The organism is Paenibacillus solanacearum, assembly GCF_910593845.1.
Taxonomy (GTDB): domain Bacteria; phylum Bacillota; class Bacilli; order Paenibacillales; family NBRC-103111; genus Paenibacillus_G; species Paenibacillus_G solanacearum.
In genome coordinates, this window is record NZ_CAJVAS010000019.1 from 83,115 (window position 1) to 106,841 (window position 23,727).

20 protein-coding genes and 1 other annotated feature are annotated in these 23,727 nt (G+C 55.2%); of the genes, 9 read left to right on the forward strand and 11 right to left on the reverse strand.

Going from position 1 to position 23,727, the window contains the following annotated elements; genetic code table 11:
- Positions 1–293 precede the first annotated feature (293 nt).
- Positions 294–464 (forward strand): hypothetical protein, encoded by a 171-nt coding sequence (locus tag KXG62_RS19750; protein ID WP_218093728.1) that lies wholly within the window; start codon positions 294–296, stop codon positions 462–464.
- Between the two features lie 10 nt (positions 465–474).
- Positions 475–990: a GNAT family N-acetyltransferase gene (locus KXG62_RS19755; protein ID WP_218093729.1), complete on the forward strand. Its 516-nt coding sequence runs from the start codon at positions 475–477 to the stop codon at positions 988–990.
- Between the two features lie 621 nt (positions 991–1,611).
- Here the strand turns inward: KXG62_RS19755 and KXG62_RS19760 are convergent.
- The 3 genes from KXG62_RS19760 to KXG62_RS19770 form a co-directional block, all read right to left on the reverse strand.
- A complete protein-coding gene (locus tag KXG62_RS19760) occupies positions 1,612–3,729 on the reverse strand; it encodes an ABC transporter ATP-binding protein (protein WP_218093730.1) in 2,118 nt (705 codons plus the stop codon).
- On the reverse strand, positions 3,726–5,534 hold the full coding sequence (locus tag KXG62_RS19765) for an ABC transporter ATP-binding protein (RefSeq protein WP_218093731.1): 1,809 nt from the start codon (positions 5,532–5,534) through the stop codon (positions 3,726–3,728). Before KXG62_RS19765 ends, KXG62_RS19760 begins: the two co-directional genes overlap by 4 nt.
- Positions 5,535–5,626: 92 nt before the next feature.
- Positions 5,627–6,034: a hypothetical protein gene (locus tag KXG62_RS19770; RefSeq protein WP_218093732.1), complete on the reverse strand. Its 408-nt coding sequence runs from the start codon at positions 6,032–6,034 to the stop codon at positions 5,627–5,629.
- On the opposite strand from KXG62_RS19770, the gene KXG62_RS19775 reads away from it, so the two are divergent.
- Positions 6,027–7,010 (forward strand): metal-dependent hydrolase, encoded by a 984-nt coding sequence (locus KXG62_RS19775; RefSeq protein WP_218093733.1) that lies wholly within the window; start codon positions 6,027–6,029, stop codon positions 7,008–7,010. The two genes, KXG62_RS19770 and KXG62_RS19775, sit on opposite strands and share 8 nt — an antisense overlap.
- A gap of 211 nt (positions 7,011–7,221) precedes the next feature.
- Here KXG62_RS19775 and KXG62_RS19780 read toward each other — a convergent pair whose 3' ends face one another.
- Positions 7,222–7,449 (reverse strand): alpha/beta-type small acid-soluble spore protein, encoded by a 228-nt coding sequence (locus KXG62_RS19780; protein WP_218093734.1) that lies wholly within the window; start codon positions 7,447–7,449, stop codon positions 7,222–7,224.
- Positions 7,450–7,598: 149 nt separating this feature from the next.
- Between KXG62_RS19780 and KXG62_RS19785 the strand changes: the two genes are divergently transcribed.
- Positions 7,599–7,775, forward strand: a complete 177-nt coding sequence (locus KXG62_RS19785; RefSeq protein WP_218093735.1) for a DUF5325 family protein — start codon at positions 7,599–7,601, stop codon at positions 7,773–7,775.
- A 226-nt stretch (positions 7,776–8,001) separates the two neighbouring features.
- Here the strand turns inward: KXG62_RS19785 and trpS are convergent, their stop codons facing one another.
- Positions 8,002–8,991, reverse strand: a complete 990-nt coding sequence (trpS, locus tag KXG62_RS19790; RefSeq protein WP_218093736.1) for a tryptophan--tRNA ligase — start codon at positions 8,989–8,991, stop codon at positions 8,002–8,004.
- Positions 8,992–9,069: 78 nt separating this feature from the next.
- Positions 9,070–9,326, reverse strand: a binding site (T-box leader).
- Positions 9,327–9,506: 180 nt separating this feature from the next.
- Here trpS and KXG62_RS19795 point away from each other — a divergent pair.
- From KXG62_RS19795 to KXG62_RS19805, 3 genes are all read left to right on the forward strand, one after another.
- Positions 9,507–10,649: a permease gene (locus tag KXG62_RS19795; RefSeq protein ID WP_425517362.1), complete on the forward strand. Its 1,143-nt coding sequence runs from the start codon at positions 9,507–9,509 to the stop codon at positions 10,647–10,649.
- 22 nt (positions 10,650–10,671) lie between these two features.
- Entirely contained in the window at positions 10,672–11,610 is a 939-nt protein-coding gene (locus tag KXG62_RS19800) for a TIGR03943 family putative permease subunit (protein ID WP_218093738.1), read from the forward strand.
- Between the two features lie 125 nt (positions 11,611–11,735).
- Positions 11,736–12,686, forward strand: a complete 951-nt coding sequence (locus tag KXG62_RS19805; protein ID WP_218093739.1) for an aldose 1-epimerase — start codon at positions 11,736–11,738, stop codon at positions 12,684–12,686.
- Positions 12,687–12,894: 208 nt separating this feature from the next.
- On the opposite strand, the gene KXG62_RS19810 is transcribed toward KXG62_RS19805, so the two are convergent.
- Entirely contained in the window at positions 12,895–13,458 is a 564-nt protein-coding gene (locus KXG62_RS19810) for a hypothetical protein (RefSeq protein ID WP_246627539.1), read from the reverse strand.
- A 97-nt stretch (positions 13,459–13,555) separates the two neighbouring features.
- On the opposite strand from KXG62_RS19810, the gene KXG62_RS19815 reads away from it, so the two are divergent.
- Entirely contained in the window at positions 13,556–15,007 is a 1,452-nt protein-coding gene (locus tag KXG62_RS19815) for a CapA family protein (protein WP_218093740.1), read from the forward strand.
- Positions 15,008–15,153: 146 nt separating this feature from the next.
- A complete protein-coding gene (locus KXG62_RS19820; RefSeq protein ID WP_218093741.1) occupies positions 15,154–15,654 on the forward strand; it encodes a CBO0543 family protein in 501 nt (166 codons plus the stop codon).
- A 441-nt stretch (positions 15,655–16,095) separates the two neighbouring features.
- Here the strand turns inward: KXG62_RS19820 and KXG62_RS19825 are convergent, their stop codons facing one another.
- The 5 genes from KXG62_RS19825 to KXG62_RS19845 all read right to left on the reverse strand — a co-directional run bounded on the left by KXG62_RS19825 (position 16,096) and on the right by KXG62_RS19845 (position 23,702).
- The gene (locus tag KXG62_RS19825) at positions 16,096–17,406 is read right to left on the reverse strand and encodes a Gfo/Idh/MocA family protein (protein ID WP_218093742.1); all 1,311 of its coding nucleotides are present in this window, start codon (positions 17,404–17,406) and stop codon (positions 16,096–16,098) included.
- 64 nt (positions 17,407–17,470) lie between these two features.
- The gene (locus KXG62_RS19830; protein ID WP_218093743.1) at positions 17,471–18,982 is read right to left on the reverse strand and encodes an extracellular solute-binding protein; all 1,512 of its coding nucleotides are present in this window, start codon (positions 18,980–18,982) and stop codon (positions 17,471–17,473) included.
- A gap of 59 nt (positions 18,983–19,041) precedes the next feature.
- Positions 19,042–19,914: a carbohydrate ABC transporter permease gene (locus tag KXG62_RS19835; protein ID WP_218093757.1), complete on the reverse strand. Its 873-nt coding sequence runs from the start codon at positions 19,912–19,914 to the stop codon at positions 19,042–19,044.
- Positions 19,915–20,031: 117 nt separating this feature from the next.
- Positions 20,032–20,925, reverse strand: coding sequence for an ABC transporter permease (locus KXG62_RS19840; protein WP_246627543.1), 894 nt, complete (start codon positions 20,923–20,925; stop codon positions 20,032–20,034).
- Positions 20,926–21,383: 458 nt separating this feature from the next.
- Positions 21,384–23,702, reverse strand: coding sequence for a helix-turn-helix domain-containing protein (locus KXG62_RS19845; RefSeq protein ID WP_218093745.1), 2,319 nt, complete (start codon positions 23,700–23,702; stop codon positions 21,384–21,386).
- Positions 23,703–23,727 lie beyond the last annotated feature (25 nt).

Here is a 23,727-nt window from a genome sequence, read left to right on the forward strand (position 1 = left end):
AAATTCAGATTTTGAAGCGACCATGAGCCTATTGGGATCAACGGATGGGGTTAAATAAGGGGCAAATAGAGCGGACCTATCGACAGAAAAACACGATGATGGTATGATGTAGCTAGGTCCATTCAGGTCCATTCAGGTCCATTCAGGTCCATTCAGAACCACTCAGGAACACTACATTATAGCGGTCATATTTTATAAGGATTAACAATACCTTCTATTGGACAAGCTTGTACCAAGAAAGGGAGTGATCCGGTATGACAGAGCGTAATGACTCGAAAGGAGGTCGCCATAAGATGACTACGGCTATTAAACCAATTCGTCCTACACACTTGGAGTTTGAGACCGAAGCGGAAATGCAGAACTTCATCAGTTATGCGACCAGCAAGAAGAAAACTGCGGATCCCGGATTGGATCGGTTACGTAAATTGATGAAAACTCATAAACGAGCACCGGAAAGGAAGTAATTCCTGGAGCATGCTTACGTTTAACAATATATCCTCGGAAATTAAGGAGCTCATTGATGGATTCGACTGTTCAGATGAAATCAGTGTTGAGTTCTTTCTGAAAGAGCAAGCCTTAAAACTGCATCAATTAAGATCAGCGGTTACCCGGCTATATTTTGATGTAAATCAAAACTTAGTCGGGTATTTTGCGTTATATAACGACCATGTTCATGTGTTTTCGAATCAGATGACGAAACACGGGTGGAATCTTCCGGATGGGCTAGATTTGTTTCCGGCGGTTAAGCTGCATTACCTCGGCGTGGATGTCCGACATAGAGGAAAACGATATGGAGAATATTTGCTCGGTGAGGTTGTAGAGTTGGTGGAAGATATCGCCAAAATAAGCGGGTGTAATTTTCTAACAATTGAAGCGTTACCAAACGCCGTTGAATTTTATCAGAAGTATGGGTTCAAGGTCAGATCCCGACAGCCAGGCAAAGGTGAACTTTATAACATGGTGCTCAAACTGGACGAACTCGAAGAATAAATGGCCCCTCATTAAGGCGCTTTTCTCTGCCCGCCGCCCCAGATGCCGGGGCAGCAGCGTGCGATTGGTAAGCAGCCGCCATACAGCCCGCGATTCATTGGTCTGTATTTTCAGATTCGGAGCAGGACTGATCTTGTTCGGGGCGTCTTCAAAGCGATGATGCTCTTCATCTCCCATATTAAACATTTTTATATCCTCCCATACCCCACCGGTGCATCGGTGGGATCGTATAATAGCAACCCACCCATGCAGAGAAATAATGGATTTATGCGCCTAAGTCGAATGCATACTGGCCGTTCGTTTTAAAGTCAACCGGTTCTCCGGAAAAGCGGGAGCGGGAGCTGCGTGGTGACTTCGCCGTCATGCCCATCGACTTATAAAGATAACTTATTTTATAAAAACAATCGGTGCCCATACCGGTTGTTTTTTGATTTCCGAGACAACTTGTAACAAAATAAAAAATATGACGTACTGAACGAATTCGTTCAGTACGTCTCAGGCAAGCTTATTCCTCAACATGTATATCACTGTTTGTTTCTCACTAAATCCGATACTTTTCCTCAAGTTTCATGCGAGTATTCCGATAATTATGCACACACCAATAGATGTGCCGATATTGCGCTACCTGGCCTCTTGCATTGTCTCCTTCTGCTCCTTGTACTGCAGTTCATACAGCCGGTAGTAATACCCGCGCTGCGCGAGCAAGGAGTAGTGGTTGCCGACCTCGCGAATTTTTCCTTTGTGCATGACGATGATCTGGTCGGCGTGCTGGATCGTGGACAACCGGTGCGCCACGATCAGCGTCGTGCGGCCGGCGGAAATATTTTGAAGCGCATTCTGCACGACAAGCTCAGTCTCGGTATCGATATTCGACGTCGCTTCATCGAGGATCAAGATTTGCGGCTTGAAGGCGATGGCGCGGGCGAACGACAACAGCTGGCGCTGGCCGAGCGACAGATTGACCCCCCGCTCCCCAAGCAGCGTCTGATAGCCGTCCGGCAAGCTGCGCACATAGTCGTCCATATGTACCATGCGTGCCGCTTCGCGGATTTGCTCGTCGGTGATGTCCTGATTGTTCAGGCGAATATTCGAAGCGATATTGCCGGTGAACAAGAACACATCCTGCTGCACGATGCTGATATACCGGCGCAAATCGTCCAGCGCGATCTCGCGGATATCGACGCCGTCCAGCTTGATGCTGCCCTTCTGGATATCGTAGAACCGGTTGATCAGTTGGATGATCGAGCTTTTGCCTGCGCCGGTCGCGCCGACGAAGGCGACGGTTTGCCCCGGTTGAATCGTGAAGCTGACGTCCTTCAGTACCCACTCTTCTTCATTGTAAGCGAACCATACGTTCTCGAACTTGATTTCGCCGCGGACATGCGCCGGAAGCCGCTTCGGCTCCTTCACGTCGACGATCGCCGGTTTTTCGTCGAGCATATCGAAGATGCGCTCCGCCCCGACCATGGCGGTCTGAATCTGGTTGTACTTCTCCGCCAAGCTCATGAGCGGCTGGAAAAACTGCCGGACATAGTGCGTGAACGCATATACGATACCGAACGTGATGCCGCCCTCGATGACGCTGGCGCCGCCGTACCAGAGCAGCAGGGCGATAGCCAGGTTGCCGAGAAAGCCGATCGCCGGCTGGAAGATCGAGTTAATGACCGTGCCGCGCATCCCGGCTTTGTAATATGCCGTGTTATGATGGTCGAATTGCTCCCGCTGCCGCTGCTCGCGGATGAACAGCTGCGTAATGCGGATGCCGGACAAGTTCTCCGCAAGAAACGAATTCAGGCGCGAGAGAATAATGCGCGAGAGACGCTGCGCCTCGCGAATGACGGACCGATACCAGAACGTCAGCACCGCTAGAAACGGCAGCACCGCGAGGGACAGCAGAGCGAGCTTCACGTTCATCTGCAGCATGACCGCCACAATGCCGATAAGCACGATCATGTCCTTAATCAGGTTCACGACCACCTGCGAATACAGCTGGTTGAGCGACTCCGTATCCTGCGTCACGCGAACGACGAGCCGGCCGACCGGGTTGCGGTCGAAGTACGACATCGACATACGGCTCAAATGATGAAACAACTGCTGCCGGATGTTGAAGATGATCGTCTGCCCGGTATACTGCAGCAGGTTGCTCTGTAGATAGCTTAAGATCGCCGAACCGACGACGGCGATCAGGAAGATCGCGCCCAGCTTCGCAAAGCCCATGTAGTCCTGCTTGCGGAACGCGTCGAGCGCAGGCCCCTCAAGCGGCTCAGCAGCGACGACTCGGCCGCCTTGCGAAGCGGGCAGCTTCAAGCCGCCGTCTGCGGCGACCACTTGCTCGAGCTGCCCGGGCGGGATCCACTCCGAGGCAAGCCACGGACTGCCGCCGGCTTGCACGATCTGCGCCTTCGACGCGCCGGCCGGAAGCGAGAGCGAAGCCGCGGCTTCCGCATCGAGACGGGCATACGCCTTGCCGTTCCACACCGTAACATCTCCGTATGGCTTCAGTTTAGCGCTGTCCGCCGCATCCATGGCGACCATCGGTTTGTTCAGACCATTAATATGACCGTCGATGGCCACCTTAATGAGGTAAGGCCGGGCGAGATCGGATACGACGATCAGAAACGCCAGCGTAATGCACAGCAAAATCATTTTCCAATAAGGCTTGGCATACGAAAGCAGCCGGGATAACAGCTGCGAGTCTTTGAATTTCTTGACTTCCTTCTCGATATGGATGTCGTTCATGCGCCGGCTCCCCCCTGAAGCAGTCTCGATGAAACGTTCCTAGGCTCCTGCCCGTCCTGCCTTTCGGCTTCTTGATCGAGCAACTGCTTATCGTGCATATCTGCATAAATCCCGTTCAAGGCAAGCAACTGCTGGTGATTGCCGCGCTCGACGATGCGCCCTTCATCCATGACGATGATTTGGTCGGCATGCTGAACCGAGGAGATGCGGTGGCCGATAATGATCGTCGTCCGCTTATTCATGACCGACTTCAGCCCTTCCAGAATCCGGTCCTCCGTAATCGTATCGACGGCGGACAGGCTGTCGTCGAAGATGAGCACCGCCGGCTTCTTGATGATCGCGCGCGCAATGCTGACCCTCTGGCGCTGGCCGCCGGACAGCGAGATGCCCCGTTCGCCGAGCGCGGTATCGAACTGGTTCGGGAACTCGACGATATTATCGTACACTTGCGCGACCTTGGCCGCTTCCTCGACCTGCTCGTCGCTGTAAGGCTTCGGATCGAAGCCGATGTTATCGCGGATCGTCGACGAGAACAGGAACTGGTCCTGCGGCACGATGCCGATCTGGCCGCGCAGCGTCCGCAGCGGAATTTCGTGAATATCATGCCCGTCGATGAAGACGGTCCCCTTCGGCGGGTTATACAGCCGGACGAGCAAGTGCACCAGCGTGCTCTTGCCGCTGCCGACCCGGCCGACGATCGCCAGACTCGAGCCCTTCGGCACTTTCAGCGAAATGTTATGCAGCGACAGCCGCGTCGCTTCCGGGTACGAGAAATTCAGGTTGCGAATCTCGATGCCGCCTTCCAGATCTTGAATGTCCGGCTTGGCCATCTCATCGTCTACGATATCGGGCTGCGTATTGAAAATTTCAAGCAAGCGCTGCTCCGACGCTTTGCCGCGCTGCAGTTGATTGACGACCTTCCCCAAGTTTTCGATCGGCCCCATCAGCAGCGAAAGATACGTGTTGAACGCGACGAACTCCCCGAGCGTAATGATATTTTTAAGCACCATGACGCCGCCCATGACGACGGAGACGAGAAAGCTGAATCCGACGATACCCGAGCTGAGCGCCCCGAACAGCGAGTTCGACTTCACGAAGCGCCGGTTCATGTCGACCGCCCGCTGATTGTCTTTGGTGAACAGCTCCCGCTCCGGCTTCTCCTGAATGAACGCTTTGACGACGCGAATGCCGGCCGTAAACTCCTGCACCCGGCTGGTCAAATCCGAGATCGCCGCCTGCATGTCCGTCGACTGCTGCATGATGCGCTTGTTGAACCGGTAGGCGATAATGCTGAGCAGCGGCAGCGGCAGCATCGTCACGAGCGTCAGCCACGGGTTGACCGAGCCGACCATCGCCACGACGGAGACGACGATCAGGAACACCGCTTCCATGACGTTAAAATAGCCCTGCATCGTCACTTCGCGTATGACCCCTACGTCGCTGATCGCATGCGACATCAGGTCGCCGATCCGCTGGTTGTTGAAGTATTGGGACGACAGCTTCTCCCAATGCGCGAACAGATCGCCCCGCACCCGCATTTCCAGTTGACGGGACAAGCGGAACAAATAAATGCGCGACGTGGACCGGAAGAAGGCGATTCCAACGCCGGCGACGATCATCCACACGGCATAGCGGACCGCCTGGTCGTAGGTCAGTCCGCCTACTTGCAAGCTGTCGGTAAATCGGCCGAGAAGCCACGGAATGAGCAGCTGGAGTACGGATGATATGGACAATAATGCAAACCCCATAACGTACGGCAATCGGTGTTCCTTGATGTGGGACCAAAAGATGTCTTTCCTGTGCATCCTGTTTCCTCCCGCGCGGTTTTTGAAGACTATTGTAAGGTTACCGCGATTGCACAGAAGAAACCATGGATTTCCTTGCCTCAAATTATGGACTATTTTACTTTTTCAAACTGCCAAATGTGAATCTTGTCCTTCCCCCCAGGGACCCAGGGAACCATGGCATCCCAGCCCTGCCACTCCGGCTGTCGGACCTCCTCCCCCCGCCGTGCAGCCTGCATCGCCCGGTATGGCTCGCCGCGGAGTCCATGCCATATTTCCACAAAAAGCCCCGGCTGCTCCGTGCCTTCGTACCACTCCATCTGCGGATGCGCCGCCTGCATGCCGCGCATCCACGAAACATAAGCCTCTCGATGCTCCGCGCCGATTTTGTATTCAACAAAAACGATACACATTTTTTTCACGACCTTTGCTTTATTTTGATCAAGAAAATGATACACTAATAATAATGGGCTGCAATAGACTAAGGAAAAAGAAGTTTCAGGAGGAGAGTCCATGGACACTGGAACACACCTTGTGATCGGACTCGGATTGGCGGGCCTGGCCTATGTCGATCCGGTCGTTGCATCGGACGGGGCGGTTTCCACTGCGGTTTTGATCGGCACGGTCGTCGGCTCCCAAGCGCCGGATGCGGATACGCTGCTCAGGCTCAAGGATAACGCGACTTATATTAAGAATCACCGGGGAGCGTCCCACTCTTTGCCGGCTTTGTTCATATGGACTGCGCTCATCTCCGGGTTTCTTTGGCTTTTTTTCGGAGACTTGCCGATGGCTCACGTGGTCATGTGGGTGTTTATCGCCGTGGCGTTCCATGTGTTCACCGATTTGTTCAACACCTACGGTACGCAGGCGGTCCGGCCGTTCTCGGAACGGTGGATCGCGTGGAATGTGATTCACATCTTCGACCCGTTTATTTTCACATCGCATCTGCTTGCGATCTTCTTATGGTCGTTTCATCTGGTCAGGCCGGAATTATTGTTTCCTATATTATACGGCGTTATCGCCGTGTATTATATATGGCGGACCGGCTACCATTACTTGCTGGAGTCGCGTGTCTTCAAGCAGGATCTCGCTTACGAACCGGGCGACCGGTATATTTTTATCCCAACGGTGCATCTGTATCAGTGGCAGGTGCTGAAAAAGAAGGAGAACGGCTCGTTCGTGCTCGGCGAATACCGGAACCGCCGGCTGAAATGGGTCGATTGCGTCACCTGCGACGTCCACCCGGCCGTGGACGCTTCGAAGACGCATCCGGATATCGCTTCGTTTCTGTACTTTACTTCCTATGCCTGTGCGGATGTGCGGGAGCATGCCTGGGGCTATGAAGTGCGGTGGGTCGACGTAAGATACCGCCATCGCAAGCAATACCCGTTCGTTGCCATGGTGTTGATGGATCAGCGCTATAGGCCGATCGATTCGTATGTCGGCTGGCTCAGCCATTCGCGGCTGGAGAAGAAGCTCCGCCTGGATTTGTACTAAACGGACTCCCCTTTCGTTTCAAACGCAGCGCCTGCGCCGGAATCGCCGATACGATGCCCGGCTCGGGGTCTTTTTGTGTAGTTCGCCCGATCCGGTGGTGAAGGACGCAGGGAGACCCCTTTACCATGCCTGCGGCTTGTCCGTATAAAGGAAAAAGCCCAAGGATTGCTCCTTGAGCTTGCAATGATACTTTTTGATGCCTGATTCGTCGTTAGCGAGTTTGGCCGCCGGCAATAGCTTGCTCGGCGATTTGGACAAGGCGGCGAGTGATGTGGCCACCAATTGCGCCAGTGTCGCGAGTAGCCATGTAGCCCATGTAGCCGTCTTGCGGAATTTGAATTCCGAGCTCTTGAGCTACCTCATACTTTAATTGATCCAAAGCTTGGTTTGCTTGCGGAACGACCAGTTGGTTGCTGCTGCGGGATTGACCTGCACCCATGTTCAGCACTCCTTTCAAGTGAATGAATGTCTTTGATGTATTTGCAAGCTTGCAAGCTTATTATGTGACGTATGCCTCAAACTATACACATCCTTTTGAAAAAACTTTATGAGTTTCAAATGTTCCGCGAAAGGCAGGTGGATTTCCTTATGAGTAAAGGGTTAGGCTTGCTGTACGCCGTTATCGGAACGGCGCTGCTCGCTTGCGTCAGCTATTTCATGGCGGCCGGGCGACCTTGGCTGGCGATGCTGGCCGGCCTCGTCTCGATTTTGTTCATCGGCTCCGGTTTTATCGTTAAGGCGAAGCTGCGCAAAAAGAACGGATAGCTCGTTCAGTGTAACCCGGCATGCGGTCAAGCAGCAGCGAATCGTTCTCGTGTGTAGCTTACCTGCTGCCCCGGAGAAGAGTAAACGAGGTTACAAGCGCATGCCGCATTCGCAGAGGATGTCTCCCGGTTGACGCGCTTCTTATTCGGAACTTCTGTACTTCACACAAAAAAGACCGAAGCTGCGGGCTGCATGAAACCATGCCGTCCGTTCTTCGGTCTTTTCCCTATAATATGATAAAGCCCATCTTCTCTTTGACCTGCTTCAGCATCGCGTCCGCTTGCACCGCCGCGCGTTCTTTGCCCTGCTTCAGCACCTCGTACAGCTCGCCGGATTGGCGAATTTCATTGTAGCGGATCTGGATCGGCTCCAGCGTAGCTACAACGGCTTCCGCCAAATCCTTTTTGAACGGACCGTAGCCTTGGCCTTCGTACTGCGCTTCGATTTCGGCAATCGATTTGTCCGAGCACTCGGCATAAATGCTGATCAGGTTGCTGACCTCCGGCTTGTGCTGCGGGTCGAACTTCACTTCCCGGCCCGAATCGGTGACGGCGCGGCTGATCTTCTTGCGGATGACGTCCGGCGCGTCGAGCATCGCGATATAGCTTCCCGCGTTCGAACTGCTCTTGCTCATCTTCTTGGAGGCGTCGTCGAGCGACATGATGCGCGCGCCTACCTTCGGAATGTACGGCTCCGGGATCGTGAACGTGTCGCCGAAGCGCGAGTTGAACCGCTGCGCCAAGTCGCGGGTCAGCTCCAGATGCTGCTTCTGGTCGTCACCGACCGGCACTAGGTCCGCGTTGTACAGCAGGATGTCGGCCACCATCAGCGAAGGATACGTGAACAGGCCCGCACCGACCGAATCTTTGCCGGCCGACTTGTCCTTGAACTGCGTCATGCGCTCCAGCTCGCCCATATTCGTGAGCGTCGTCATGAGCCAGCCGAGCTCGGCATGCTCATGCACAGTTGACTGCAGGAACACCGTCGCCACGTTCGGGTCAAGCCCGGCGGCCAAGTACAGCGCCGTAACCGATTCGGTCTGCTCCTTCAGCGCGGCCGGATCCTGCGGCACGGTGACGGCGTGCATGTCGACCACCATAAAGTAACAATCATGCGTATGCTGAAGCTTGACGTAGTTTTTCAACGCGCCGATGTAGTTGCCGAGCGTCGGTTGACCGCTGGGCTGCATTCCTGACAATACTCTTAATTTCGACATGGTATGTTGTCCCCCTTGTAAATGTATCGTTGTCCCGTTCGCCTCCCTATCCGGGAACGCAAAAAAGGCCTCCCGCCCGCAAGGGACGTGAGACCGTGGTGCCACCCTTATTCGCTCGATGCCGCCCACTAGAACAGTGATGGAGACACGAGCCTTTTGCTCCTGTAACGGGGAGAACCGGACAAGCTTACCGCCCGCCTTCCGAGAACGGATAGCGTACGTTTCAGCCTCAGCTCAAGGATCCATTCGGCCGGACGCCGCCCGCCGGTTCGCACCATCCACCGGCTCTCTTGGGAGCAGCCACTCCGCTTACTTCTTCCTGTCATTGCTGTTACCGACATCTTACTCCGATCGGACGCTCCTGTCAACTTGGCCGGCTTTTTCGAAATCTTGTCCTATCCACAAGTACAGGCGCATACGCTATAATAATAATTACGAAAAACAAGGAGAAATGTCCCTTGCAGAACATTATTTTCCGATGGAGCACGAACATACTGGCCGTTCTCTGTCTCGTCATGCTGTATCTCATCTATACGCAAAAAGAGCAGCCGGATTTGTCCTTCCTCACGTCGGACAGCCTGCAAAGCTTCAAGACGCTGTTCATCAGCATCATTCTGGAGGCATTTCCGTTCGTGCTGCTCGGCGTGCTCGTGTCGGCGCTGCTGCAAATGTTCGTCTCCGAACAGACGATTCGCCGTCTCGTGCCGAAAAACCCGGTGCTCGGCATTGGATTCGCCTGCGTCATGGGCATTATTTTCCCGTTATGCGAATGCGGCATGATCCCGGTCATCCGCCGCCTGATGCGCAAAGGAATGCCGGTTTATGTCGCCGTCGTGTTTATTTTGGCCGGCCCGATCCTTAATCCCGTCGTGTACGCTTCTACCTATATGGCTTTTCGCAGCCGTCCGGAGATCGCTTATGCCCGCATGGGCCTCGCCTTCGCCGCGGCGCTGATCATCGGTCTGATCATTTACCGCTTCGTACGCCACAATCCGCTGCGGCTCGCAGCGGGCGTGCTGCCGCATCGCCATGAGCATCATGACCATGCACATCATGATCACGCACATCATGATGACGCGCAAGGCCATAGCCACCAGCAAGAGGAGCCTCAAACGTCCGGCCGCAGCGGCCATTCGCATGCTCCACTGCCAGGGTCGCCCAATCGGGACCGCCATGCGCATGGCTCGCTTCAGCCATCTCGTCGCGACAATCACTCCCACACGCACGAGCACGAACACCGCCACAGCGGCAATCGGTTGTTTTCGCTGCTAGGCCATGCTTCCGATGAATTTTTCGATATGGGCAAATATTTGATATTCGGCGCTTTTCTTACCGCACTCATCCAGACGGCGGTGGCCCGCGAGAGCTTGGTCTCGATCGGCCAAGGGGAAGTCAGCTCCCACCTGTTCATGATGGGGCTTGCCTACGTCCTGTCGCTCTGCTCCACGTCCGACGCCTTTGTCGCGTCCTCGTTCGCAACAACGTTCTCCACCGGGTCCCTGCTTACGTTCCTTGTGTTCGGCCCGATGCTGGATATCAAGAGCACGCTGATGCTGCTGTCCGCATTCCGCGCGAAGTTCGTGCTTCAGCTGTCCGCTCTCGTCCTTGTCGTTGTGCTCGCCGTATCGCTGTTGTACGAACGTATTTTTTTGACGTAATCCGTATAGGAGGGAACTGCCTGTGAGCTCGCGCACGCTTACGGTTCACCATGCGCTGAAAAGCGCCATTCTACTGGGCTTTGCCGTATATATCGCCTACTTGGTCAAGACGGACAACATTCTGCTGTACATCGCGCCGCGAATGATCGATTACGTCAAATGGTCGGCGATCGCGCTGTATGCCATTGCCGCTTACCAGCTGTACTTGACGGTCCGCACGTTCCGCGGACAGACCAAGCCCGATTGCGATTGCGACCACGATCACACCCCTTCCCGATCGGTCTTGAAAAACACGGTGATCTACGGCCTGTTCTTCCTGCCGCTCCTGCTCGGGGTCACTGTGCCCGACAGCTCGATGGGCAGCAGCCTTGCCGCCAAAAAGGGCATGAACCTGAGCAGCGCCGCATCGGTCAAAAAAGACATCGCCTCCGGCGGCGGATCTTCAGGCTCGCCCTCAGCACCGCAAAACGGCGCCGCTTCGGCAGGCAGCGGGTCGGCCGGGGCCGGAGCCTCGGACGGCGAGCTGTTTCCGTCAGATAAATTCACGAAGCATTACGCGAAATACGCCAAGCAGTTGTACGAATCGAATGTGATTCCAGTCAAAGAAGAACTGTACATGGAGACGCTCACGACCATCGATTTGTATTTGGACCGGTTCATCGGCAAAAAGCTGCAGCTCACCGGCTTCGTCTACCGCCAGGAGGAGATGAAGGACAATCAATTCGTCGTCGGACGGTTCACCGTGCAGTGCTGCTCGGCCGACGCCGCCCCGTTCGGCGTGCTGGTCGAATACGACCGGGCGAAGACGCTCGCAACCGACAGCTGGGTTACCGTGACCGGCACGATCCAGAAAGGCAGCTTCAACGACATGGAAGTGCTGAAGCTGAAAGTGGAGAGCGTCGCGAAAGCCGAACCGGCCAAATCGCCGTATGTGTACCCAAATTATGAATTCGGCTCCTGACCGCAGAGCAAGCGAAGCCGGCCGAAATTGGCGAGTGCTCTTCCCTGTTTTTACGCTATAATGGAGTGGAGTATGGAAATCCTTACTTGTCCTAATCCCCGTTGCAAAGGAGCGCTTCAATCGCTATGATCAAGCAAATTGATTGGCAAGGCACGCCAGCCTATACGCTGGAAAACGACCGGCTGCGCGTCAGTATTTGCCCGGCCGCCGGCAACAATGCTTATTCCATTCACGATAAAATATTGAATCGGGAAATGCTCCGCGTTCCCGCCGGACCGCAGGAGCTTGCCGAGCAGCCGATCCAGTTCGGCACGCCCGTTCTGATGCCGCCGAACCGGATCAGCGAGGGAACGTTCCGCTACGACGGACGCGATTACCGGTTCGACGTCAATCATCCGACCGGCAACCATATTCACGGCATGGTTCGCAGCCAGCCCTGGACGGTCACCGCTTCCGGCGAGAGAGACGGCAAGCTGTTCCTGACCTCCATCCTCCGGCTTGCGGAAGACGCCAACGTGCAGCGTCAATATCCGCATGCGCTTGAGCTTGAGCTTACATACGAGCTGGAAGGCGGCACGCTGCGCCATCTGCTGAAAGCAACCAATCGCGGCGAGACGAAGGCGCCTTTCGGATATGGGCTGCATACCTGGTTTCTGCTCGACGGCCAGCCGGAGCAATGGAAGCTGCAATTGCCCGCAGTCGGAAGCTGGGAGCTGGACGACAAATGCATTCCGACCGGCAACATTACGCCGCTTAGCGGCCGGCTCGAGCGGCTTTTGAAGGGAGACTGTCTCGAAGGTCATAACCTCGACACCGTGTTCCAGATCGGCGATTATCCTTGCCTTGCGGTATTGTCCAACGAGCGCGTCGAAATTCGCTATAGCGGGTCCGATGTGTTCAAGCAGTGGGTTATTTTCACAAAAGGCGAAGCGCATGATTTCATCTGCCTGGAGCCCTACACCTGGGTCACGAATGCGCCGAACCTCGACCTTCCCGAGGAAGTGACCGGCCTTCGCGGCATCGAGCCGGGCGCAGCGCTGGAGCTTGAAGTAAAGCTGGATGTGATTCACAAGTAAATAGCGGCTTATACATAAACAAGCCTCCTGGTTCCGCGTGATGCGTGATCCTGGAGGCTCTTTTCTGTTCGGTTGTGGTCCGTTTAATGCTGAGCAGGCCCGATCCGGAATGCTCCATCGCGAAGTTCCCCGACCGCGGCGCAGCGCTGCAATGCGCGCTTGGGATTCGCACGCGTTCTCGGTCTCGTCTGGGAGCGCGGACGGATGATCACGTCGCAGCGGAGTTCTGCTGACGTTTGCGGATCGCATGAACCCCCATGACAACGGCAATCATTTCCTCCATCGAAAGCTCCGACCGGTTGTCCAGCTCGAAGGCCCCCGCCGAAAACATGCCGCTGATTTTGCGAAAATGGGCGGCTGTCGTTCCCGCTTCCGTCTTGATCTCGTATTCGTTGGAAAACGCCGGCGATTCAATATACAGCACCCCGCCTCGCGCGCTTTCGTAAACGAACCGTTTGGCGAAGAAGGTCAATTTGGCTCTTAAAACGCCGATCTCCCTGTCCGTCCCATCGGAAACGATCCACCGATTGGACAAAATTCTGAATTTCCCCTGTACCACTGCCCTGCCCGATGCATCCCTCACCGTAATGCCGGAGCCGAACATCGAATGCAAATCAAGCGAGCCGACCTTCCACTCCCTCTCGTCGGTAATGTCCGTCTCGCCGCTGGAGAAAAAATTGTCCCGGAAATACGCTTTGCCGGATTTCATATCCGTCTCCCCTTCCCGTTGTTCGTTACCTTTCATACGCCGCAGCATAGCAAAAAGTTGCAATCGCCCCATCCCCTCATAATTGAGGTCCGGCATGCAAACATTACATGTACATTCCCATTGCCGTATAGGGCAGACGGCGCTAAGGAGCGTGAATACGATGACAGCACGCCGACATACTCCGAAACGCCGCTCTCGTGCAAGATGGCTGAACACGTGGATTATTTTGCTGAAGCTGGTGCTTTTGCTGCTGCTTGCATCCTGTTCCAGCGCCGGAAAAAACCATCCCTCCGCGAATAACGCCGGTTCTCTGCCTCAAGCGCAGCGTACGGGCAACGCCGGGAGTCCGCAGCAGGCTGAGCCGCACGGACCGGATGCCTCGGGGCATCAGCTGCCTTCAGAACAAATGCAAGGCGAACGGGGCCGTTCATCCGATTGGGGAGCGCTCGGCAGTGATCCCAGGTCCCTTCAGCCGGAGCCGTCCAAGAGAGACAGCGCCGCACCGGCAAGACCGGACGATGCGTCTGCTTTCATCGGCCCTCCTTTTGCCCCATCGGCAAAGTCCATGCCGCACACTAACTCTCCTGGGGAGCAGCGGGAATCTCAGTTAACCTTCGCCGCAGTGGGCGATGTGCTCATTCATCGTACTATTTATCAGGACGCTCGGACGTCGGATCGGCAGCGCTTCGACTTCCGTCCGATGTTCGCCAAGGTACAGCCCTGGCTTCAAGAGGCCGACATCACTTTTGCCAATCAGGAAAGCATCGTCGGCGGACAATCGCTCGGTTTGTCGGATTACCCTGCCTTCAACAGCCCGCTTGAAGTCGCGGAAGCGCTGCGCGATGCCGGCGTAGACATTGTATCCATGGCTAACAACCATGTCCTGGACCGCGGCGAGAAGGCGATCCGGGCCTCCATTGCGGAATGGAGCAAGCTCGGCATCGAGTACGTCGGAGCTTATGCCAGCGAGGAGGATCGCGCCCGGCCGAGGATCATGGAACGAAACGGGATCAAGCTCGCATTTCTCGCCTACACGTACGATACGAACGGCATCCAGACGCCGGAAGGAAAGCCTTATCTTGTGCGGCGGATCGACCGGGCCGTTATCGCCTCGGATATCGTCGCAGCCAGAACACAGGCGGATGCCGTCGCCGTCAGCCTTCATTTCGGCAAAGAAAACGAGCGTACGCCGAATGCGGAGCAAACGTCGCTCGCGCAGCTGTGCGCCGCTTCCGGAGCCGATATCGTGATCGGCCATCATCCGCACGTGCTCCAGCCGATACAATGGATCGACAACAACCGGGGCGGCAAAACGCTGGTCGCCTACTCGCTCGGCAATTTTTTGGCGGCGCAAAGATCAAAGGATCCATATAACCGCATCGGCGGCATTTTGCAAGTTGTAGTGAAGAAAACGGTCCATAACGGGAATTCGAGAATCGCACTGGGCCCTGTGCGGTTCCGTCCGACCTACATTCGCTTCACCGACTGGCGGGGCTACCGGGTCATTCCACTGGAACAGGCGACAACGCGCGATATGCCTGAGCCAAGCCGCGTGCTTTCGCGCATACGCTCGCATATGCACAGCCGCATGCCCGAGCTGTCGCTGCCTTAGCGCCGCAAGCTGGAACGCGATGCCGCGAGGGGTGTGGGCATCGCGCATCATCGAGCGGACAATCAGGTGGCAACTCTTTTAACGTATACTGCATGAATCACCGTAGGTTAGGAGACAATAGGCTCACAAATCTACTGGGGGATTATATGGCAGAAGTGATTGGCGTAAGCAGTTGGTTGATCGCGGGCTGGTTGTGGGGGGATTGGCGAAACTGGCGTAAATATCATGAAACCATTCTCTACATGCTCTTAGGCGATACGCTGTATTATTATATCTCGATCGATAAACGTCTCTGGTCCATCATGCCCCAACCTCCATTTCAAACGGAACTGATGGCTTTGTTAGGCGAGTTCGTCGTTTTCACATGTGCTATGCTTATTTATTTGGGACGTTTTCCGAATAGGGTAGGCAGAGGCTGGCTATGGGTCCTTTTCTGGATCGGGCTGTTTACTGCGAATGAAGCTCTTCTTCTTCGCACAGGCACTTTCGCTTACAAGAACGAATGGTCACTCGTCGATTCCTTGTTTTTTTGCCTCATGATGTTCCCCATGCTTCGTTTGCACCATAAGAAACCACTGTTAGCTTATGGAATATCGGTTCTTCTTGCTGCTGCATATATTTATCTCTACGATATACCGGTACGATAGACTATACGCTTCGTCCGTGATTTGTTGACGTTGAAAGGATGCTGGTGTAGTCGGTAGTGGACAAAACTAACATTATTAAGTCAATCTGAACTAACAGTAGCCCTAGCCCCGCAATTTTCTGCGAAAAGTATCGTTATCGCGCAAATAATGGCCAAATCAAACTATTCAAAGGGGTGATCCTTTGAACTGTTCGATTTGGCCCACTATACTGTGCATTCTTAAATTTTCAGGCAAAATGAATTGGTTTTGGCCAACGAGTAGTTGGATTTGCCCAACTACTTTGGGATCGGTCATCGTGCGAGCGCGCAGGCAGTATACACTCTTGCTGCGTCAGCTCATGCAGCGCGCGCAGCATATTACTATGCCCCTCATCAGCCCACGATGCCAGCGCACAGGCCGCTTTGACCCCGCTGCGCTGCCTCAGCGCCCGCTTCGCCGCGATTATCGCGCGGCGGCCGTGGCCGTAGGGGCGCGGAGCACCTCATCCAGGCGAACGGGCCGGTGCTCCAGCACGGAGCGCCACACCGCTTCGCCGGTGCCGATCGAGTAGGCGCCGTCTTCGCTGCCGGACAAAATCTCGTAGCCGCGCGCCGGGTCCGGACCGAGGAACAGGTCCTCGAGCAGCACCGGGTCGCCGCCGCCATGCCCGCCTTCGCGGTGCACGACGTGGATCGTCTCCTTCGAGCCGAACAGCGGGAAATAATCGATCGTCTGCACGTCCGTCGGGAACGGCGTCCGGGACGGCGCATGATACTCAATCGTTTCGATGCGGCCCTTTGTCCCGTTAATGGCCAGACGGTAGCCTTCGTACGGCATCGAGAAGTTGACCGAGTAGCTCAGCAGCGCGCCGCCGTCATATTTAACAGTTGCTGCATACGTGTCCTCGATGTTGATCTCGGAGTCGTATATACAGGCATCCGGGCGGTAGCTCGTATAATCCGCCTTGCCGCCTTCCCCTTTGACCGTGCCGAGATGATCGTCCTTGACGGCCATATCCCGGCTGCGCGTCGACCAGCGTGTATAGTACGCACAGTCCTGCTTCACGTCACAGGTGCCGCAGTGCCTGCCGTCTTCCTTGCGGGGATTGAGCTCCCCTTCCGGCCCGTAATAGTTGAGCGCGCCGTAGGCGAACGCTTCCACCGGCTTCTGACCGATCCACCAGTTGACCAAATCGAAGTGATGCGAGCTCTTATGGATGGACAGCCCGCCGGATATTTCGCGAATCCGGTTCCAGCGTTTGAAATAGCTGGAGCCGTGATACGTATCGATGTACCAGTTCAGATCGATCGAAGTGACGCGTCCGATCTTGCCCTCGAGAATCATTTCCTTGATTTTCGTATGAATCGGAGCGTAACGATAGTTGAACGTGACCGTCACTTTCCCTTTGCTGCGCGCTTCGGCGTCCATGATGCGGCGGCAATCCTCGCCCGTTGTCGCCATCGGCTTCTCCGTCAGCACGTCGAGATCTTTCTCGAGCGCCTTGATGATGTACACGGCATGCGTGTCGTCGCGGCCGGTCGCCAGAATGACATCCGGCTTCGTCTCGGCGACCATCCGGTCGAAGTCGTCCGCGCCGTATTGCGGCACGTCCGCCAGCTGCGGATAGCGGCTCTTGCAAACCTCGTGCCGGCGCGCATCGATATCGAGCAGGCCGACAATGTCACATTGTCCTGCGAACGTCTCCAGCATCGGTCCGATAAACATGCCGATCGCCCGGTTGCTGACGCCGCATACGGCGTATTTTCTTTTCATAGGGGCTCCCCATTCCTCTCTTCGCTTCACCTGATGTACGGATTGCTCCAGTCCGAGACTTCCCTTATTTCTTTTGCGTTTTCAAATAGTCCGCTTTATACTCATTCATCACTTTGCCGCCGCCGGCTTTTTTCCACCGGTCGTATTCCGCCTGCAAGCCCGCGTCATCGAGTTTCCCCATAATGTATTTCGTTTGCGCATCCGCGACCATCTGATCCAGCTCCGCGCCGCGTTCCGTATACGTCGGAGAATTCAGCGTCAGCGCCGGATTCGGCACGGCATATTTCATGTTCTCCTTCGCGATCGTGACGCCCTTTTCGCCGATCGGCGTATCCTTGAGCGGAGCGACGTTATACCCTTCTACATACGGCAAGTTGTCGCGGTACGGCTTCACTTCGCGCTGGAATGCGGAGAAATCCTTAAATTCAACCTTGTCCCCGGCTTTGGCGAAATGCGTGTTCTCGACGCCGCGCATGAGCAGTGTAGCCATCTCGGGGTCCATCAGCTTGTTGAGGAAACCGAGGTACTGCTTGAGCTCCGCTTCATTCTTGACCGACGATTTCGGGAAGACGAAGAATCCGCTGTTGCCCGGCTCGCCAGAAACCCGAATGCCTTGCGGTCCTTTGAGCGGCTCGACATCGACGACCGCTTTCGGATCGTTTTTGGACAAGCGGTCCGCCTGGCTTTTGCCCGTTTGCGCGACGGCGATTTTCAGGCCGGCGCGGCCGGAATCGAACATTTTCTCCGCTTCGGTTGAATCGAATACGGCGAAATCCTGGTTAATGAGCTTCTCGTCGTACAACCGCTTCAGCAGCTTGAGCGTATCGCTGTACTCTTTGGTCATAAACTCCGGCGTAAAGTTGCCGTCCTTGTCGACACTCCATTTGTTCGGAGCGCCGAGCGACGTAGCCAGACGCGTTGTGAGCGAATATTGGCCTTCGTTGTATTTTTTGAACAGCATCAAGCCGTACGTATCGTTTTTACCGTTCTTGTCCGGATCGTTCAGCGTCATCGCCTTCGTCACGTTGTACCACTCGTCGACGGTCGTCGGCAGCTTCAGGCCGAGGCTGTCCAGCCAGTCCTTGCGGAACACGACGGACGCGCGCCCGATGTCGCTGAAATTCGGTACCCCGTAAATTTTGCCGTCCACGGAAATGTTATTGAAGAAGATCGGGTTTTGCGCAGACAAGTTTTTGAATTCCTTCAAGTACGGGCCAACTTCCCAGAACAGATCGGAACGCAGCGAGCTGACGATATTCGGGTTGTACTGCACCTTGACCATTTTCGGCATGTCGCTGGAGGCGATCATAACGTTGATCTTATCGTTGTAAGCCGAGTTCGGAATCCACTGAATGTCGAGCTTCGCGTTCGTGTATTTCTCGATCATTTGCTGAACGGGGCTGTCCTTCGCCGGAATATCGCCGACCTGCGTTACCGCCATGCTTATGTTGAGCGGTCCGGTGGACTGCGCCCCGCCCGTCGCCGAATCCTGCGGTTTGGCGCCGCAGCCTGCAACTGATGCCGCCGCGGCCAGCGTTGCCGCCAATATAACCGTCGTTTTTTTGTTAGGGACCATGATGTAATTCCTCCTAATTTACGTATGGGTTCTCTTTTTTTATATAGAGCGAATCTGGATTACCCTTTCACCGAGCCGAGCATGACGCCTTTGGCAAAATGCTTTTGCAGGAACGGATAAACAAGCAGGATCGGGATGGTTGCGAACACGATCGCCGCCATCCGGATCGTGAGCGGCTGAATTTCCGTCTCGTCGAAGCCAGTGTCGCCGATGCGGCTTTGCGCCAAAATGACGATTTCGCGCAGCAGCACCTGAATCGGCCACTTCGTATTGTCGTTGATGTACATGACGGCGTTGAAAAATTGGTTCCAATGCCCGACCGCGTAAAACAAACCGAAGGTTGCCATCGCCGGCATGGACAGCGGAAGCACGATCTTGAACAGCACACCTACGTCGCCGCAGCCATCGATTTTGGCCGAGTCTTCGAGTCCGTCGGGTATTTGCTGGAAAAAGTTTTTCAGGACGATCAGGTTAAAAGCGCTGATCGCGCTTGGAATCATGAGCGACCAGAGTGTATTCGTGAGGCCCATCGCCTTGACGACGAAGTACGTCGGAATCATTCCGCCGCTGAACAGCATTGTGAACAGCACGCCGAGCAGAATCGTCTGGCGGCCGCGGAGCGTCGCCTTGGCCAGCGGATACGCCATCAGCGAGGTGAACAACAGGTTGATCAGCGTGCCGATCGCCGTGACGTAGATGGAGACGAGCAAGCTGTGCGTCAGCGTGCCGGTCGATAAAATGTACTTGTAAGCGGACAAAGAAAACTCTTTGGGGAACAGGATGAATCCGCCTTTGGCGACTTCATGCGGGCTCGTAAAGGATACGGCCAATATATAGATGAACGGAATGACGGTGATCGCGGCGATGAGGGTCAGCAGCGTATAGTTAACGCCGTCAAAAATTTTGTTGCTGATCGTTTTATCTTGATGCATGGCCATCGGGGCCTCCTTATCGGTTCATGATTCGAAATACATAATGAATGCCTGCAGGTCATAACGATCAAAGCAAATCAATGCGAATCAACATGAGTCAAAGCAAATCACGGCGGATCAATAGACGCCTTCCTGGCCGAAACGCTTCGCCAGCCAATTCGAGCCAAGCACCAGCACGAGCCCGACCGCCGACTTGAACAGACCGACAGCGGCGCTGTAGCTGAATTGCGATTGCGTCAAGCCTTTGACGTACACATACGTATCGAATACTTCGCCGACATCCCGGTTCGTCGGGGTCAGCATCAGGAAGATATGCTCGAAGCCGGAGTCCAGGAAGTTCCCCAAGCGAAGAATGAGCAGGATGATAATGGTGCTGCGAATCGCGGGCAGCGTAATATGCCACAGCTGTCTCCAGCGGTTCGCGCCGTCCATGCGCGCGGCTTCGTAGAGCTGGAGGTCGACACCCGACAAGGCGGCGAGGAAAATGATCGTGCCCCAGCCGACTTCCTTCCAGATGGACTGCGTGACGATCATCGTCCGGAACCATTCCGGCTCGAGCAGGAACGCGATTTTATGCCCGGTAAGCGCGTACAACAGCTCGTTGACGGCGCCGCCTTCGGTCGTAAACAGCATATAGAACACACCGACGACGACAACCCAGGATACAAAGTGCGGCACATAGACGAGCGTCTGCACGAAGCGCTTGAATCTTTCGCGGCGCACCTCGTTCATCATCAGCGCCAGCACGATCGGCAGCGGGAAGAAAAACACCAGATTGTACACAGCCAGCAGCGCTGTATTGCTGAACAGCTGCCAAAACTGCGGCTCGGTGAAAAACCGGTTGAAATGCTTCAGTCCGACCCACGGACTGTTCATGATGCCCAGATGCGGCTTGTAATCCTGAAACGCCATCACCAGCCCGTACATCGGCACGTATTTGAAAATTACGAAATAAAGCACACCCGGCAGCAGCATCAAGTACAGCCACCGGTCGCGGATCAAATCTTTCATGAGCCCTTCCCGGCGAAGAAACGATGCCCGGGGCTTCGCTTTGGACTGTAGTGTCTGCGTCTCGGTCTGCGTCGTCATAAGCTGTCGTCCACCCTCTCTTGAATCCATTGAACGGGCTGCAGATGCTCAGCCGTCGATCAACTTGGTTGCCTTCATTATCAGCGGCCGCGCTGGAACAAGCTATAGCCCGATTTCAACTTGTTCCCGCACGAATCGTTGTGCGGCGCGGCTTTGCGGGCGCAATACGCGCGATTTAACTTGGCATCGCTTGAATTTAACCTGCTCCGCAGACGATGGTTAAGGCGGTAAATGATGAAGGTGACCAATGATTAGCGGGGCGAATGAACGGTTCGGCGGCGCAGTTCGCAATGATCGGACCAAAGCCGAGCGAATGCACAAAAAAACAGGACCCGCCTCATGAAACGGTGTCCTGCCCTTCTCTGCGCTATGCCCAAGCGCTACTGTCTCTTATGATCTTCCCGGTATTGGCCGGGGGTCGTTCCGACGATTTTACGAAACGTCCGGATAAACGCCGTCGTGTTCGTATAGCTGAGCTTCTCGGCGATTTCGGAAATTTTCCAGCTCGTATTCTCCAGCCACTGCTTCGCCGTGTTCATCCGGTAATCGGCCAAATATTCGCTGAAATTGATGCCGATCTCTTTCTTGAACACGCGGCTCAAGTAAACCGGATGGAAGTTCAGCGTCTGCGCGCAAGACTCCAGCGAAATGTCCTGATCGAAGCGCTCGTGAATCAGCTTGACCATTTGGCCCGCGATATCGATATACTGCGATTCCGCCTGGGTGTTCAGGAACGCATTCACCGGCTTGAACAAATCATTGCGGAACCAGTCCGCAATGTCTTCCATCGTCCCCAGCTTCATGAAATGCTCCATCGTCGCCCGGTCGCCGAGCACCGTTTTCACTTGGCCGCCCTGCTCCTGCACCAGCTGCATGATTTTCGAGATGAGCTGCATCATCAGCACCGGATAATCGTTGGCGTGCACCTCTTTGGCGACGATGGCGGCCATATATTTGTCGAACTGCTCGTTCACCCGGTTCATATCGCCGAGCTTCATCGCGCCCACAACCTGGTCTTCGTGCATTTTGAGCTGCATGTACACCGCCGCTTCCAGCCCTTTTTTCCCAGCCTCGATATCGTCGTAGTGCACGATAATTTCGCTGCCGAGGTTAATCCGGCTCTTGAGCGCTTCCAGCCCTTCGCCGTGCGCGCGAACGGCTTCTCCGAGCTTCGCGAACGGCCGGCTGATGCCAAGGCTGACGGGCAGCTGCAGAAATTCGTATACTTTCCGCTTGATGCTCTCCGCCGCTTCGTACAGCTCCCTCTTCACGTCCGCCTCGCTCTCCGACTCGCTGATCAACAGCGTAACCTGCGACTGATCGTGCAGCAGCGGGCTGAACCGGCGTTCCGCCGGAATGAGCTCGCCGACGATGTTATTGATCGCGAAGAGCAGCAGCTCGCGGTCGTGCTCCCGGTAGCGCGTGCCGTGCAGCGAGTCGATCTGCAGCGTCAGCACGCCCAGATGCTTCCATTCGGAAGGGAACCCGAAGATGTCGGACCTTCTCGCAAATTCCGCATCCGAGACTTGCCCTGTAAACAGCTTGAGCATAAAAAATTCCTTGAGCTGCACGAAATGCCCTTTGACCTGCTGCTGGAGCTGCTTCTCCGTGCTGAACAGCGTACGGAACCGCTGCTCGATCGAACTGAACTCATCCTTGCTGCTTGCGCCTTCCACTTCAATGTCCTTCGTAAATTCGAACAGCCGTTTGATCGGCGAATACATGCGGCGGCTCCCGTAAAAGGCGGCCAAGCCGACAAAGATGAAGATGACGCTGCACACAATAAACGTAATCCATGCGATTTTGCGCGATTGGGCGGTAATGTCCCCGATCGACACGACGGAGATGTACATCCACCCGTTGTACGCCTGCTTGTACGTAACGCCGAACTCTTTTTTCCCGGCGTAGGCGTTGAAGAAACCCGACGATTGAGGCTCCTGCTTCACGCGCTCCATCACCATGGCGTTGATCTCGCCGTATTTGTCCGCCGAAGCGTTGGACAAAAAGTTGCTGCCTTTGCGGTCCAGCACATAGCTGTCCCCGAGATTGTTGTTTTGCGTCAGCAGATTGCTGATTTGGTTATTTTGCATCTCGACGACGAGCAGCCCTTTCGGCTGGCTTGTTGTCGGCACGACCGGTATTTTGTACACCATCCGGGTCGTATTCTGGGGCGTGACCGGCGATTCCTCGGAAGCCGGCTCCGCAGCGGTCGATTCGGCCGGGGACGGCTTGGCGTTCGCGCCGCTCGTAACCCAGAACAAGCTGTTCTGATGCTTGGCGTACGATTGGAACGTGCTCGCTTCGGCAGAGCCGGTCAGCGTGCCGAACGTCTTGAAGCTGACGGCCCAGTCTTTGTCGAAGCTGATCAAATACGCGTCGCTAATTCCCGCAACCGTTTGCAAATTATATAAGCCTTTGGACAAATCGCGAATTTTCGGAAAGTCGTCGATCGTCAGCTGCTCAGCGATCGAAGAAGTGACAAGCGCCGAATTGACATATTGGATGGACGTCAATTCAAGCGTTTTCATCACTTGCTCGACGCGCATCTGCGTCTGCAGCAGCACCTGCATATTGCCTTCCTTGACCTTCGTTTCAATATCGCCCTTGGCGATGTAGTATGAAATGACACCGAGTGAGATGACGGGAATCGCTCCAAGCAGCAAGCTGAACAATAAGAGGCGCTGTAAGTACTTAGGCATCTGGATGACTCCCCTCCTCGTAACA